This is a genomic window from Moritella sp. 28 (assembly GCF_018219435.1).
GTDB lineage: Bacteria > Pseudomonadota > Gammaproteobacteria > Enterobacterales > Moritellaceae > Moritella.
Window position 1 is genome coordinate 93,816 of record NZ_CP056121.1, and the last position, 13,516, is coordinate 107,331.

Genomic DNA, 13,516 nt, shown 5'->3' on the forward strand with positions numbered 1-13,516 from the left:
ACAGTGGCTTTATTGTTTTTAATTTGGTTGTTATTTAAGAGTCGTTGGCTGTTGCCACGCTTTGGTTGCCCACAGTGGTACGGTGGATAATGAATGCTTGTAGCTACCATTAATCTCTTTTGTTGAGTACGAGACATACAATAGACTTTGGCTATCAGCATCATAAATACGACGGATCTTGAGTGATTTAAATAAGATACTCTTTGATTGCTTAAAGATCACTTCGCCGCTTTTTGAGATATCAATGGTTGCTAGCATTGCCGCTGTAATTTCACCTGTTTGGCGACATGCGATTCCCATATCTGACGGATCAGAAAAATCCAAATTAGCTTCAATATGGCTAACATGACAAGTGACGCCTGGTATCTTTGGATCTACAAATGTGTTGATTTTAATATCTTTAGTTGTGAATAAACCCAGACTGATTTTACCTGATTCATCATCACTACAACCGCTTAATGCAACACTGGTGACAAGTAGTGACAATAAACTGATTCTTTTAAAATTGACTGGCAATAGCTTTAACATCGCTGTATTCCTATGGCGGTTTGGGTGAAAGAGATTACAGATTAATACGGAACGATAAATGAGGAAAGCAATAACATTGGTTTATTATTGCTTTCCATCTGTGATCATTTTATTGATAACGACCAGAGTTGATTATTCGATTGGGTTTAGGATTAACGACGGTATAAGTTGTGATCAGTAAATTCTTTCGTTGACTGACACTCTAAGCATAGCTGTGATTCAGGACGTGCTTGTAAGCGTCTAATCGATATTTCATCACCACAGTTACTACAATAACCATAATCGCCACTGTCGATAAGACGTAGAGCCTTAATTATTATCTTTATGTGTAATTTATCGTGGTCAATCCGGTTTAATTCGAGGCGATGTGCTTCTTCCATTGCCGCACGATCAATCTCATCAGCCATTTCATTACTATCAGAGATGACGACGTTAGTTGATTGGTTTTCAATTCGAGATAAAATCTCTTGTTTCTCTGTTTCTAGTTTTTCTTTGAAATAGGCAACTTGGCCTTCATTCATAAAATCGCTCATATATATTACCTATTTCGTATTCGGATTATAATTAATTAGCATAATAGACATTTTAATTGTCCGTGATATAGAGTTATTAACCCTATTTTGACAAAAAATAACTGAAAATTACAAGTTGGGGTATTTTTTCTCGTTTCAAGGGGGATAATGAATTAATCCGTATTATTTTGATGAAATGTGCACTGATTATGATTAACCTTAATGGATTAGTTTTAATCTTGAGCAGGTTAGGCTAACATCATCATCTCTTTTCAGTATTATTTACGCTGATATTTAGGACTATGTTAATGAAAGCGATAACTGTACACCGTCCGACGTTAAAGATCATGTGGAAACTTTTGGTTTTCGCATTATTTCCGCTGACTCTTTGGTTATACAGTGTGATTGGTGATGTACCATTTACCACCATTGACAGCGGTGTTAATTATCATAAATGGATCATTTTCTTTATTTACCTTGGCTGCCTTGCAGTATGGTTTTATTTTGATCGCGCCTTGTCACACAGCTCTTTTTTTCGTAGTTAATGTATCTTATGACTTTTGATTCTCTGTTATCCATATTTCCGTATATTGTCGTTAGCTGTATCGCGATTATTTTTGGCTTAGTTGCAATTCGTAAAACTCAGCAAGCCAACTTATCGATGCAAACTTTAAATCATGAAGTTGAGTTATTAGAACAACAATTAGATAACGTTAATTATGCTAATGACCAATTGCAGAAAGAGCATGATGCTAATAAATTAAAATTAGAATCGCAAAACAACCAGTTAATTAAATTAATGTCACGATTACGTGAAAGTGACATTCGTTTACAGGCTGAACGCCAGGCTAGCGAAGAAAAACTGGCACTGCAAGCACAATCTGAACAACGCTTACAACAGCAGTTCGAAAACCTCGCAAATAAAATTTTTGATAGTAAAACCGACAATTTCAAAGAACTAAACAAGTCTAGTGTGGAATTGCTTTTAGCGCCATTAAAAACGCAGCTCGAAGGATTTAAACAGCAAGTGCAAGATGTTTACTCTAACGAAGCGAAAGAGCGCCACAGCTTACAATCTGAGGTTGCTCGTTTGCAGCAAGTTTATCAATTGATGTCTAGCGAAACGGCTAATTTAACTAAAGCCCTGAAAGGGGACAACAAACAGCAAGGTAATTGGGGCGAAGTTATCTTAGCGCGGATCTTATCTGAATCTGGCTTACGGGAAGGGCATGAATATGATGTTCAGGTAAGCTTGAATAATGAGCATGGCAAACGCTTTCAACCTGATGTGATTGTTCATTTACCACAAGATAAAGATGTTGTGGTTGATTCTAAGGTGTCATTAACGGCTTACGAGCGTTACTTTAATGCTGACGATGAAGTGACACGTAAACAAGCGTTACAGGAGCATGTAACCTCTATTCGTGGGCATATTCGTGAACTTGGGCGTAAAGATTACCACTTGTTACAAGGCTTAAAAACGTTAGATTATGTACTGATGTTTGTGGCGGTAGAACCGGCATTTATAGCGGCATTAGAAGCTGACCCAAGTTTAATGAAGTATGCACTGGATAATAATATCATGTTAGTGAGTCCAACCAATTTGTTAGTTGCATTACGTACCATTGATAATTTATGGCGTTACGAACGTCAGAACCAGAATGCACAATTAATCGCAGAGCGTGCTGGTAGGATCTATGAAAAACTGCGTTTATTTAGTCACGATATGCAAGACATGGGAACAGCGTTAGATAAAGCACAAGATAGTTATGATTCAGCGATGAAACGTTTAAGTTCAGGTAAGGGCAATTTAATTAAACAAGCGCAGCAGTTTGTAGAGCTGGGCGTCGAAGTTAAAAAACCATTACCTGTTGAGTTAATTGAGAAAAGCAGTGCTAACTTATTAGAATAATCAGTTAGCACTCTTATACTTTAACTTTTCCAAAATGCAGGGGTTACGAGCACTAATACTGTCATAATCTCTAATCGCCCCATCAACATGCCTAAGCTAAGCGCCCATTTTGCGGTATCAGGTAAACTAGCAAAGTTACCTGATGGGCCAATGACAGGGCCCAATCCTGGACCCACATTAGCCACAGCGGTGATTGCACCGGTAATACTGGTGATCGGGTCTAAACCTATTATGCTGAGTATGGCTGCCAGTATCGAAACTGTAGCAATAAATGCACTACCAAAAGCAACCACAGATCGTACAATAACATCATTTACATTACGTCCATTGTAGTGCTGTCTAAATACCCCTGATGGGTGGACTAATTGTGACATCTGCTTACGGAATAAGGTGAAGGCGATTTGAAATCGAAATATTTTTATCCCACCAGATGTTGAGCCAGAACAAGCACCAGTAAACATCAAACCTGCAAACAAGACAGTTGTAAATTCACCCCATGTGCCGAAATCTGTTAAACCAAAACCAGTCGATGTTACTATTGATACTATGTTAAACATACTAATTCTGATCGCGTCGGTCAGATCAAAAACATCTTTTTGCCACAGGTATAACGACATCATTATTGTCATTACGAGTATTAGCTTTCCAAAACCGATAATCTGCGCATCATTGATAAGTACTTTGATATCGCGACGATGAATTGCACTGATCAAGAGTAAAAATGGTAACCCCCCTAAAAACATAAAGAAGGTACCATTCCATTGCGCTGCGTTCGAGAAGTGTGCCATTGATTGATCTGAGGTCGAGTAGCCGCCTGTCGATAGGGTTGTCATTGCATGATTGAGGGCTTCAAAACTCGTCATGTCAGCAGCTAAGTAACCAAAATAACAAAGTATGGTTAAGCTTAAATAGACATACATAACGTAAGCCGCTGTATGCTGGGTTTTGGTGGTGTTTTTATCAGACCAGTCAGATGACTCTGTTTGGAATAGGCGCATACCACCGACGTTTAAGTAAGGTAGGACTGCTACCCCCATAACCACGAAACCTACGCCACCTAACCACTGTAGAATCGAGCGCCATAGCAACACACTGTGTGCCGTTGTATCTAAATTTGAGAGTACGGTTGAACCTGTGGTGGTAATACCTGACATGGTTTCGAAATAGGCATCGGTATAGCTAATATGTTGGATCAACATGAGCGGCAGGGCGGCAAATGCGGAGGCTATTATCCACACACACGTGGTCAGTAAAAACATTTCACGTATACCAAGACGGAAAACGTTTGAGCGGCCTTTATGCCAGAATAAACCGGATGCTATGGTGGTGATAATAATAGATTTGAAAAATTCAGGCGCGCCATGGCCATCGGTAGACAAAGCCAGTACCAAAGGTGCAATCATAAATAAAGCAAGCGCGCGTAACACCACACTTGCCATGAACAATACGGGTTTGAAGTTAACCATTAAACAAGTTTCTTTGCATGTTATAAGAAGAATGGACTGGGTTGAAAAAGTTTCTCTACATCAGGGATGAACTTTTTATCAACTAGGAACATCACTACGTGATCATCTTGTTCAATCACGGTGTTATCATGAGCAATTAGGACTGCGTCATTACGTACAATTGCACCAATGGTGGTACCTGTTGGTAGTTTTAAACTCCCTACAGTTCGACCGACAACGCGCGATGTTAATTTATCACCATGGGCTATAGCTTCAATCGCCTCTGCGGCACCACGGCGCAATGAGTAGACATTGGCGATATCAGCACGACGAACATGAGTTAATAACGCAGAGATAGTGGCCTGTTGTGGTGAAATGGCAATATCGATAGTGCCGCCCTGCACTAGGTCCACATAAGCACCGCGCTGGATCAGCACCATGGCTTTTTTCGCACCCATCCGTTTGGCTAACATGGCAGACATGATATTGGCTTCGTCATCATTGGTGACCGCGATAAATACGTCTGTTTGGTCAATGTGTTCTTCACTGAGCAGTTCCTGATCGGAGGCATCACCGCAGAATACGATGGTATTATTAAGCATTTCTGATAGTTTTTCGGCACGGGTGATATTACGCTCAATCAATTTGACTGAGTAATCACGCTCTAAACGACCCGCTAATGCAGCGCCAATATTACCACCACCGGCAATAATAATACGGCGATACGGTTTCTCCAGTTTTTGCAATTCACTCATCACGGCGCGAATATTATTACTTGCAGAAACAAAAAATACTTCGTCATCGGCTTCAATAATCGTTGTTCCCAGTGGGCGGATCGGTTTGCCTTGGCGGAAGATAGCAGCAACGCGGGCTTCCACATTGGGCATATGTTCACGTAATGCCGCTAACGCATTACCGACTAATGGACCGCCATAGTAGGCTTTTACTGCCACGAGACCCACTTTGTTATTGGCAAAGTTAACGACCTGTAATGCCCCCGGATAATCGATGAGGCGTTTAATATAGTCGGTCACTAGCTGCTCTGGTGCGATCAAATGGTCCACTGCAATCGCGCCATTATTAAACAGGGTCTCTTTGTTATTAAGATAGGATTCATTTCTGATCCGAGCTATTTTATTTGGGGTATTGAACATGGTGTAAGCAATCTGACAAGCGATCATATTGGTTTCATCATTGTTGGTCACTGCCACCAACATATCTGCATCTTGTGCGCCAGCTTCACGTAGTACGTCTGGATTGGCGCCGTGGCCTTCAACAACGCGCAGGTCAAATTTATCTTGTAAGTTTCTTAAGCTGTCGCCATCGCGGTCGATAATAGTAATGTCATTATTCTCACCTACTAAGTTTTCAGCCAGCGTGCCGCCGACCTGGCCTGCACCGATAATGATAATTTTCATTTAACCTCGCACCAAATAAAATTGTCGTGATCTGTTTTGATAATGCTATTCTACGCTTGTTTAAGCTAAAGTTGAATAACGCCAATGGTTTATAGCCAAGTGATACTAATTAATCAGTTGGCTATAGAGACTATTCAGCTATGCTTTTTTTTGTAACTTCGCGTAGAAAAAGCCATCCATGCCTTGGGTATTGGGTAGGATCTGCCAGCTTGATGCTTGATTGTCGCTGTCGGCTGTTAATGGGATCAGCGTTGCATCCGGAGTTCGATCAACAAATGAACTGATTTGTTCGCTGTTTTCTGCCGGTAGAATAGAGCAGGTTGCATATAATAATGTGCCGCCAGGTTTAAGTTGCTGCCACATGGCATCTAAAATTTCAGACTGTAATTGGGCTAATGGTGCAATGTCGCTATCACGACGTAACCATTTGATATCGGGATGACGACGAATGACGCCCGTTGCACTACAAGGTGCATCTAATAAAATGCGATCAAACTTATCACCCTGCCACCAATCCTCAGGTTTGCTTGCATCGCCATGGATAAGCTCTGCTTCTAATTGCATACGAGTTAAGTTTTCTTGAACTCTAGCTAAGCGTGTTGCATCAAAATCGACAGCGACAAGGTGCTTTAGGGCTGGTTGACGTTCTAAAATGTGTGCTGTTTTACCACCTGGCGCAGCACAAGCATCAAGAATTAATTCGCCTGGTTGTGCGTCTAAGAATTGCGCCGCAAATTGCGCTGCGCCATCTTGAACAGAGCTATGACCTTCTGCAAAACCAGCTAGTTTGTAAACATCAGTCGGCTTCTCTAAACGTAATGCTGAATCCGCACTATCTACGATATCTGCGGTGATGTCGTCTGCTGCTAACAATGTTTGATAATCAGCTTGATTATGATGTTGCTGATTAACTCGTATCCACATTGGCGGACGTTCATTGTTGGCCATTAATACATCTTGCCATTGCTCTGGATAAGCGGCTTTAATGCGTTTTATTAACCAGCCTGGGTGACCGAATTTACACGCGTCATTACCGTCAGCTTGGCTTTCTAGATCATCTTGTTGGCGTTGGTAATTACGTAAAATAGCGTTCACCAGACCACTGAGTTTATGTGATTTTAATACCTTAATTGCGTTTACGGTTTCAGCTACTGCAGCATGTGCTGGAATACGCATGAATTTTAATTGATATAAGCCAACCAGAATTAAGAAATGCACGGGTCTTTGTTTACCCGTTAATGGTTTGCTCATTAGTTGGCGACTAATAAATTCAAGACGTGGTAACCAGCGCAATACGCCGTAACAGATCTCCTGTAGTAAAGCACGATCCTTGGCTGGTAATAATTGCTGAGCAATTGGTAAGGCTGTCGTCAATGACTGACCTCTATCAACAACTTGGTAAAGTACTTTTGCAGCGCTAGCTCTGGTTTTCATATATATGTATCCGAGGTAAAACCGCTTAATACTATTAAGCGGTCATAGGTATTAAATAGAATTTAGTAATTGACCAACAGTAAACCACTCTTTACGAGCATTTAGTATATCTTGAACTGGCATGGCTTTTTTGCCTGCAAGTTGAAGGTTTAATAATGTTAATATGCCATTCCCTGTTGCCACTTGAATGCCTTGTTTTGTTGCGGTTAGAACCGTGCCAGGCTGTGCGTCCGTCACATCTTCACTCGCATTTGCTTGCCAAACTTTCACATTTTGCTCGGCAATTTGTGTGTAACTCACAGGCCAAGGATTAAATGCGCGGATTTGACGTTCGATAGCAACAGCTGATTGTGTCCAGTCGATGTTTGCTTCTTCTTTGCTAAGTTTAGCTGCATAGTTTGCTTGTTCATCATCTTGGACTTCAGCTACCGCGATATTGTTACTTATCTGCGTTAATGTTTCCAATAGACCTTGTGGGCCAAGCTCGGCAAGTTTGTCATATAAGCTGGCACTGGTTTCATCATCCGTGATTGGGCAAGTTACTTTGTGTAGCATGGCACCCGTATCTAAACCGATATCCATTTGCATGATAGTGACGCCCGTCTCAGCATCTCCGGCCCAGATTGCACGTTGGATTGGTGCCGCTCCACGCCATCTTGGTAATAGTGAACCATGCACATTGATACAGCCTAAGCGCGGTGTATCTAACGCGACTTGTGGCAGGATCAAACCGTAAGCAACCACGACCATCAAATCGGCGTTTAAGGCTGCCAATTCTTGTTGTGCTTCTTCATTTCGTAAACTAACAGGCTGATAAACAGGAATATCATGGCTAACTGCGAGTTGTTTTACGTCACTTGGTTTTAATTTTTTTCCGCGACCTGCGGGGCGATCTGGCTGGCTATATACCGCGATCACTTCATGCTCTGAATTTAGTAATGCAGAGAGGTGTTTTGCGGCAAAATCAGGGGTGCCGGCAAAAATAATGCGTAATGGTTTGGTCAAGGTTAATTCCTATTTTGTATTCTTATTTATCTTTACGAGCTAGCTTTTCGAGCTTTTTCCGAATTCTTTGCTGTTTTAGCGGTGATAGGTAGTCAATAAAGAGTTTACCGTTTAGGTGATCCACTTCGTGCTGTAAACAAATGGCTAATAAATCATGGGCTTCTAGTGTAAGCTCATCACCATCACGGTCTAATGCTGTCACTGTTACACTTTCTGCGCGTGGCACAAAAGCGCGTGATTCTGGTACCGATAGGCAGCCTTCTTCAATACCTGTCTCACCGAATTTGTTGGTGAGGACTGGATTGATAAGGATTAGAGGCTCATCGCGTGTTCCTGACACATCGATAACGACAATACGTTGTAAAATATTAACTTGTACAGCGGCTAAACCAATACCTTCTTCGGCATACATGGTTTCGAGCATGTCATCGATGATGATTTGTGTCGCTGATGTGATTTCCTGCACAGGTTGAGCAATTTTTTTTAATCGATCATCAGGAAAATGTAAAACTTCTAATATAGCCATGGTACTTTCTTATTTTGAATGGATTCAAATAACGCTTAATTTTGACGTAAAACGTTACAATAATCACTATAAATATAAGCGTTCAAACAACAATTAGGAAAGGATATGTCCATAAAACGTCGTTTGATCTTTGCTTTAGCTGCTATTTTACCCTTTTTAGCGCATGCTGATAGCTTAAACTTAAAAAACCAATACCCCACTGAATACATCGTCAAAGAAGGTGATACGCTTTGGGATATTTCGAGCAAATATTTGCAAAGCCCGTGGCGGTGGCCACAATTATGGGATGCTAATCCTGCTTTAGATGATCCGCATCTTATCTATCCCGGCGATAAACTACAATTAATCTTTGTTGATGGCGAACCTCGTTTAGTGCGTAATCATATGCGCAAGCGTATCTTAAAAGTTTCTCCTAAAGCGCGACCTGAATTAAAAGGCAGTCGAGCAATACCGACTATACCGTTAAAATTGATCAATTCTTTTTTAAGTCGTGATTATGTCGCAGCGGATGAAAGATTAAAACATGCCCCTGTGATCTTAGGTAATAATGACGGGAATACGACATTCATTGTTGGTCATAGTATTTTTGCATCCAGTTCTTTAAAACCGGGTCAATATGGTGTTTATCGTCGAGGTCGTATTTATATCGACCCTGTTACGAATGAAAAATTGGGTAATGAAGTGGAGTTTATAGCCATTGCTCGCGTTGTGAATACTGGAACGGAAACGATTCCAGCGAAATTATCAATTTTAAAAAGCGCGAAAGAGGCACGTAAAGGTGACCGATTACTCCCTATGCCTGAGCAAGATCGCTTACCTGTATATTTTCAACCGCGTAATTTTCAATTAGCGAGTGATGGTGTCATTGTCGCTGCGGATGAAAAATACAGTACTATTGGTAAAAACGATGTGGTGATCATTAATCGAGGTTGGCGTGATAGTGTCGGTGCTGGTGATGTTTTTGCGGTATTAAAACGCGGTAAGACTATAATTCGTCGTGAACAAGACCTTGACTTTAATTATGACGATCAAGTTAATCAATATGATAAACTTTTTTCTGACAAAAATGAGTTACAGCTCCCAGATGAACGGATCGGAGAAATGATGGTGTTCAAAGTTTACGACAAAGTCAGCCTTGCACTTATTACACATAGCTCACAAGTGATTAAACTGAATGATAAGGTAAGCAACTTATGAGATAAATAATGGTTAATGAGCAAGATAAATATTGGTTAGCACTATACGACGTCCCCAAAATTGGCGGTAGTAGGGCGCTAAGGTTATTGAAAAAAACATCGTTAACTAGATTATTTACTGGTTCTGCTCTGTATCTACAATCACTTGGTTTGGATACAGCGCAGCAACAGAGCATTCTAAACCCCGATTGGCAGGCTATTGAGAGCACCTTAAATTGGCTTGCGGATCAACCTGAGCGTTATCTTATCCCTATTACCTCAAGTGATTATCCACTGACATTAAAAAATATTGGTTCTCCACCCTTACTTTTGTATGTAGAAGGTAATGTTGAGTTATTATCGAAACCACAAATCGCCATGGTTGGTACTCGAGATCCAAGTTATTATGGCAAGCGGCATGCACACAGTTTTTCAGTCGAATTAGTGCAAGAAGGATTAGTGGTTACGAGTGGTCTTGCGATTGGTGTTGATAGTGAATGTCATCGTAGTGTATTAGCAGCGAAAGGGCATACTATTGCCGTTTTAGGCTCTGGGTTAGCCAATATTTATCCTAAGCGTCATCAGCAATTAGCACAACAGATTAGGGAACAGGGGGCGTTAGTTTCTGAGTTTAGCCCTTTTACTCAAGCGAGACCGGAACACTTTCCCCGCCGTAATCGCATTGTTAGTGGCCTCTCACTTGGTGTTGTGGTCATTGAGGCTGTATTAAACAGCGGATCATTAATTTCGGCTCGTTATGCCGTAGAGCAAGGCCGTGAAGTCTTTGCCTTGCCTGGCGCGATTGATAATCCGATGGCTGCAGGTTGTCATTATTTGATCCAACAAGGGGCAAAACTAATTACTCAAATTAGTGATATTACCGATGAACTCACATATATAAATGTAAGTACGAATTCTGAGCAAACAGACCTATTCAGTGCCGTTCCTGAGACTGTTTCATTGCCAAATCAAATTATCTTAGATAGTGTCGGTTATGAAGTAACGACAGCAGATATTATTGCTGAGCACAGCCAACAACCTGTTAGCCAAGTATTAACGAGTTTAATTGAACTGGAACTTGATAATTGGGTGTGTGTTGTGCCCGGTGGTTATGTGAGATCGCAACGGAGGGGCTAATGCTAGATATACTTATTTATCTTTTCGAAAACTTTTATGAACAAAATGAATCTGAGTTCTTAGTTGATCGAGATGACTTACTCGGTGAGTTAATTAAGGTTGGTTTTGCTGAAGCTGAAATTCATAAAGCAATTACATGGATTGAAAACTTAGTCGAATTACGAAATGGTGGGGTTCAAACTCATCTGCAAGTTTCGAGTGTGAGTTCAATGCGGATTTATACAGAGGCCGAGCAACTTTATATAAACACCGAGTGCCGTGGTTTCTTATTATTTTTAGAGCATATTGACGTGCTTAATATTGAAACTAGAGAAATGGCCATCGCACGTTTAATTGAACTTGAGAATACCAATTTGGATCTTGAGGACATTAAATGGGTTATCTTAATGGTATTATTTAATGTGCCAAACGGTGAAGCAGCATATTTACAGATGGAAGAATTAGTACAGGCTAAAGCGCATAATTACCTGCATTAAAACTCGATAATCAGTGACTGGGTGATTTAAATTATATTAATTACTGGCATAAAATGTCAATTTTGATAAAATCCGCCCATCAATTATTTACTTAAAAATTGTTCAAATGTCTAAAAATGACGACAAACTATTTACAGTTCATGAACATGCCTTGGAAAAAGAGTACGAGACGTGCCCGCAATGTGGTGCTGAGTTAAGTATTAAAAATGCCAAATCAGGGCCATTTTTAGGTTGCAATAATTATCCTACTTGTGAGTATTCACGCCCGCTATCAAATCAATCACATTTCGAAGATGACAAAGTGTTGGTTGGTTCCGAATGCCCTGAGTGTCAGCATGAACTCGTATTGAAACGTGGCCGTTATGGCTTTTTTATTGGTTGTACCCAATTTCCCACTTGCAGTTACATGTCTAAAACAGAAACGCCAGACGAAACTGGTATATGTTGTCCGCAGTGTAAGTCGGGTGATTTGATGCAGAAAAAATCACGTTTCGGAAAAATATTTTATTCTTGTAATAAATATCCTAAGTGTAAATACATTATTAATTTCAAACCAATTTCAGAAACTTGCCCCGAGTGTCATTGGGCAATTTTAGTTGAAAAAAAAACCAGTAATGGAAAACAACTTATTTGTCCGCAGAAAAGCTGTGGCTATAAGCGTGCTTTATTAGAATAGTGACAACACTATCGATTAATTTAAACGATTAAAAATAACTCATACGGAAAGGGAATAATTATGTCTACACCATTTGTTGCAGTATTAATGGGCTCAGATTCAGACTTACCTGTCATGCAGGCGACACTGAATGTACTAAAATCATTTGAAATTCAGTACGAAGTGAAAGTAACTTCTGCTCACCGTACGCCAGCAGCGACACATCAATATGTGACCGATGCTGAAAGCCGTGGTTGTGCTGTATTTATTTGTGCTGCAGGTCTAGCTGCGCATTTAGCGGGTGCGGTTGCTGGTATCACTACACACCCTGTTATTGGTGTGCCAATTGATGCGGGCCCGTTACAAGGTATGGATGCATTATTATCAACAGTGCAAATGCCTGGCGGTGTACCTGTTGCTTCTGTAGCAATCGGTAGTGCGGGTGCTAAAAATGCGGGTTATCTTGCTGCGCAAATGCTTGCAATTGGTAACCCTGAAATGGCGGCTAAAGTTAAAGCTGAGCGTCAAGCTAATGCTGCAAGCATCATTGCTAAAGACGAAGCATTACAAGCTAAATTAAAAGCACTATAGCTGTAATTAGTAAGAAACTAAGCTTATCACTGTCGTTATAGAGTAAGAAATGGTAGCGTAAGCTACCATTTTTATTTATGACTATTAATAATAGATATATTACTGTGAATAATTCAACAGCCATTAGCAACGCGGTTACTGCGTTACACAATCAGCAAGTTATTGCTTATCCAACAGAAGCTGTTTTTGGCTTAGGTTGTGATCCAATGAGTGAAAAAGCGGTTCAATGCTTACTATCCATCAAACAACGCCCTGTTGAAAAAGGTTTAATCTTAATTGCAGCAAATTTAGCGCAATTAAATGATTATGTTGATTTTACAGCATTGTCTACAGTGCAAATAAATCTCATAAATCAAACCTGGCCAGGTCCTGTGACTTGGGTTATGCCAGCTAAAGCACAAGTACCTAAATGGTTAACAGGACAGTTTGATAGTATTGCAGTACGTGTTTCTGCCCATCCGACTGTACAGGCATTATGCCTTGCTTTTGGCAGCCCAATTACCTCAACAAGTGCTAACTTAACGGGACTTACGCCTTGCGTGACTGCTGCTGAAGTTACTTGCCAACTTGGGCCATTACTTGGCGCGATTGTTGACGAAGCGGTTGGCGAACTTGCACAACCAACAACGATCAGAGATGCGGTTACGGGTAAAACCTACCGTTAATCAATATTCTATTCTGACAACTTCTATTGACTGATAT

General features: G+C 40.6%; 15 protein-coding genes. 8 read left to right on the forward strand and 7 right to left on the reverse strand.

Annotated elements, in window-relative coordinates:
• Nucleotides 1–30: 30 nt before the first annotated feature.
• Together HWV02_RS00420 and HWV02_RS00425 are read right to left on the reverse strand one after the other, a co-directional pair.
• Nucleotides 31–528, reverse strand: a complete 498-nt coding sequence (locus tag HWV02_RS00420) for a CreA family protein (RefSeq protein ID WP_211678029.1) — start codon at nucleotides 526–528, stop codon at nucleotides 31–33.
• A gap of 152 nt (nucleotides 529–680) precedes the next feature.
• A complete protein-coding gene (locus HWV02_RS00425; RefSeq protein ID WP_211678030.1) occupies nucleotides 681–1,061 on the reverse strand; it encodes a TraR/DksA C4-type zinc finger protein in 381 nt (126 codons plus the stop codon).
• A gap of 287 nt (nucleotides 1,062–1,348) precedes the next feature.
• On the opposite strand from HWV02_RS00425, the gene HWV02_RS00430 reads away from it, so the two are divergent.
• Entirely contained in the window at nucleotides 1,349–1,585 is a 237-nt protein-coding gene (locus HWV02_RS00430) for a hypothetical protein (RefSeq protein WP_211673605.1), read from the forward strand.
• A gap of 8 nt (nucleotides 1,586–1,593) precedes the next feature.
• Nucleotides 1,594–2,952, forward strand: a complete 1,359-nt coding sequence (gene rmuC, locus HWV02_RS00435; RefSeq protein WP_211678031.1) for a DNA recombination protein RmuC — start codon at nucleotides 1,594–1,596, stop codon at nucleotides 2,950–2,952.
• 20 nt (nucleotides 2,953–2,972) lie between these two features.
• Here rmuC and HWV02_RS00440 read toward each other — a convergent pair whose 3' ends face one another.
• The 5 genes from HWV02_RS00440 to def all read right to left on the reverse strand — a co-directional run bounded on the left by HWV02_RS00440 (nucleotide 2,973) and on the right by def (nucleotide 8,780).
• Nucleotides 2,973–4,418, reverse strand: coding sequence for a TrkH family potassium uptake protein (locus HWV02_RS00440; RefSeq protein ID WP_211673607.1), 1,446 nt, complete (start codon nucleotides 4,416–4,418; stop codon nucleotides 2,973–2,975).
• A gap of 20 nt (nucleotides 4,419–4,438) precedes the next feature.
• A complete protein-coding gene (gene trkA, locus HWV02_RS00445; RefSeq protein ID WP_211673608.1) occupies nucleotides 4,439–5,815 on the reverse strand; it encodes a Trk system potassium transporter TrkA in 1,377 nt (458 codons plus the stop codon).
• 138 nt (nucleotides 5,816–5,953) lie between these two features.
• A complete protein-coding gene (rsmB, locus tag HWV02_RS00450; RefSeq protein ID WP_211689439.1) occupies nucleotides 5,954–7,249 on the reverse strand; it encodes a 16S rRNA (cytosine(967)-C(5))-methyltransferase RsmB in 1,296 nt (431 codons plus the stop codon).
• A gap of 51 nt (nucleotides 7,250–7,300) precedes the next feature.
• Entirely contained in the window at nucleotides 7,301–8,254 is a 954-nt protein-coding gene (gene fmt, locus HWV02_RS00455) for a methionyl-tRNA formyltransferase (RefSeq protein ID WP_211689442.1), read from the reverse strand.
• A 22-nt stretch (nucleotides 8,255–8,276) separates the two neighbouring features.
• Entirely contained in the window at nucleotides 8,277–8,780 is a 504-nt protein-coding gene (gene def, locus HWV02_RS00460) for a peptide deformylase (RefSeq protein WP_211689444.1), read from the reverse strand.
• Between the two features lie 105 nt (nucleotides 8,781–8,885).
• Here def and HWV02_RS00465 point away from each other — a divergent pair, with 105 nt between their 5' ends.
• The 6 genes from HWV02_RS00465 to HWV02_RS00490 all read left to right on the forward strand — a co-directional run bounded on the left by HWV02_RS00465 (nucleotide 8,886) and on the right by HWV02_RS00490 (nucleotide 13,479).
• A complete protein-coding gene (locus HWV02_RS00465) occupies nucleotides 8,886–9,977 on the forward strand; it encodes a LysM peptidoglycan-binding domain-containing protein (RefSeq protein ID WP_211678036.1) in 1,092 nt (363 codons plus the stop codon).
• An 8-nt stretch (nucleotides 9,978–9,985) separates the two neighbouring features.
• Entirely contained in the window at nucleotides 9,986–11,092 is a 1,107-nt protein-coding gene (gene dprA / locus HWV02_RS00470) for a DNA-processing protein DprA (RefSeq protein ID WP_211689445.1), read from the forward strand.
• Nucleotides 11,092–11,568, forward strand: coding sequence for a DUF494 family protein (locus HWV02_RS00475; protein ID WP_211678038.1), 477 nt, complete (start codon nucleotides 11,092–11,094; stop codon nucleotides 11,566–11,568). Before dprA ends, HWV02_RS00475 begins: the two co-directional genes overlap by 1 nt.
• Nucleotides 11,569–11,674: 106 nt before the next feature.
• Nucleotides 11,675–12,244 carry a type I DNA topoisomerase gene (locus HWV02_RS00480; protein WP_211678039.1) on the forward strand — a complete coding sequence of 190 codons (570 nt, stop codon included), beginning with the start codon at nucleotides 11,675–11,677 and terminating at the stop codon, nucleotides 12,242–12,244.
• Between the two features lie 60 nt (nucleotides 12,245–12,304).
• On the forward strand, nucleotides 12,305–12,814 hold the full coding sequence (gene purE / locus HWV02_RS00485) for a 5-(carboxyamino)imidazole ribonucleotide mutase (RefSeq protein ID WP_211673616.1): 510 nt from the start codon (nucleotides 12,305–12,307) through the stop codon (nucleotides 12,812–12,814).
• A gap of 77 nt (nucleotides 12,815–12,891) precedes the next feature.
• Nucleotides 12,892–13,479: an L-threonylcarbamoyladenylate synthase gene (locus tag HWV02_RS00490; protein WP_211689447.1), complete on the forward strand. Its 588-nt coding sequence runs from the start codon at nucleotides 12,892–12,894 to the stop codon at nucleotides 13,477–13,479.
• The last annotated feature ends 37 nt before the right edge of the window (nucleotides 13,480–13,516 follow it).

What these genes read in the sequence shown, in the direction of transcription:
- purE (WP_211673616.1), top strand. Translation starts at nt 12,305, where the DNA reads ATGTCTACACCATTTGTTGCAGTATTAATGGGCTCAGATTCAGACTTA.
- HWV02_RS00430 (WP_211673605.1), top strand. Translation starts at nt 1,349, where the DNA reads ATGAAAGCGATAACTGTACACCGTCCGACGTTAAAGATCATGTGGAAA.
- HWV02_RS00425 (WP_211678030.1), bottom strand. Translation starts at nt 1,061, where the DNA reads ATGAGCGATTTTATGAATGAAGGCCAAGTTGCCTATTTCAAAGAAAAA.
- HWV02_RS00420 (WP_211678029.1), bottom strand. Translation starts at nt 528, where the DNA reads ATGTTAAAGCTATTGCCAGTCAATTTTAAAAGAATCAGTTTATTGTCA.
- dprA (WP_211689445.1), top strand. Translation starts at nt 9,986, where the DNA reads ATGGTTAATGAGCAAGATAAATATTGGTTAGCACTATACGACGTCCCC.
- def (WP_211689444.1), bottom strand. Translation starts at nt 8,780, where the DNA reads ATGGCTATATTAGAAGTTTTACATTTTCCTGATGATCGATTAAAAAAA.
- HWV02_RS00465 (WP_211678036.1), top strand. Translation starts at nt 8,886, where the DNA reads ATGTCCATAAAACGTCGTTTGATCTTTGCTTTAGCTGCTATTTTACCC.
- HWV02_RS00475 (WP_211678038.1), top strand. Translation starts at nt 11,092, where the DNA reads ATGCTAGATATACTTATTTATCTTTTCGAAAACTTTTATGAACAAAAT.
- trkA (WP_211673608.1), bottom strand. Translation starts at nt 5,815, where the DNA reads ATGAAAATTATCATTATCGGTGCAGGCCAGGTCGGCGGCACGCTGGCT.
- rmuC (WP_211678031.1), top strand. Translation starts at nt 1,594, where the DNA reads ATGACTTTTGATTCTCTGTTATCCATATTTCCGTATATTGTCGTTAGC.
- rsmB (WP_211689439.1), bottom strand. Translation starts at nt 7,249, where the DNA reads ATGAAAACCAGAGCTAGCGCTGCAAAAGTACTTTACCAAGTTGTTGAT.
- HWV02_RS00490 (WP_211689447.1), top strand. Translation starts at nt 12,892, where the DNA reads ATGACTATTAATAATAGATATATTACTGTGAATAATTCAACAGCCATT.
- HWV02_RS00480 (WP_211678039.1), top strand. Translation starts at nt 11,675, where the DNA reads ATGTCTAAAAATGACGACAAACTATTTACAGTTCATGAACATGCCTTG.
- HWV02_RS00440 (WP_211673607.1), bottom strand. Translation starts at nt 4,418, where the DNA reads ATGGTTAACTTCAAACCCGTATTGTTCATGGCAAGTGTGGTGTTACGC.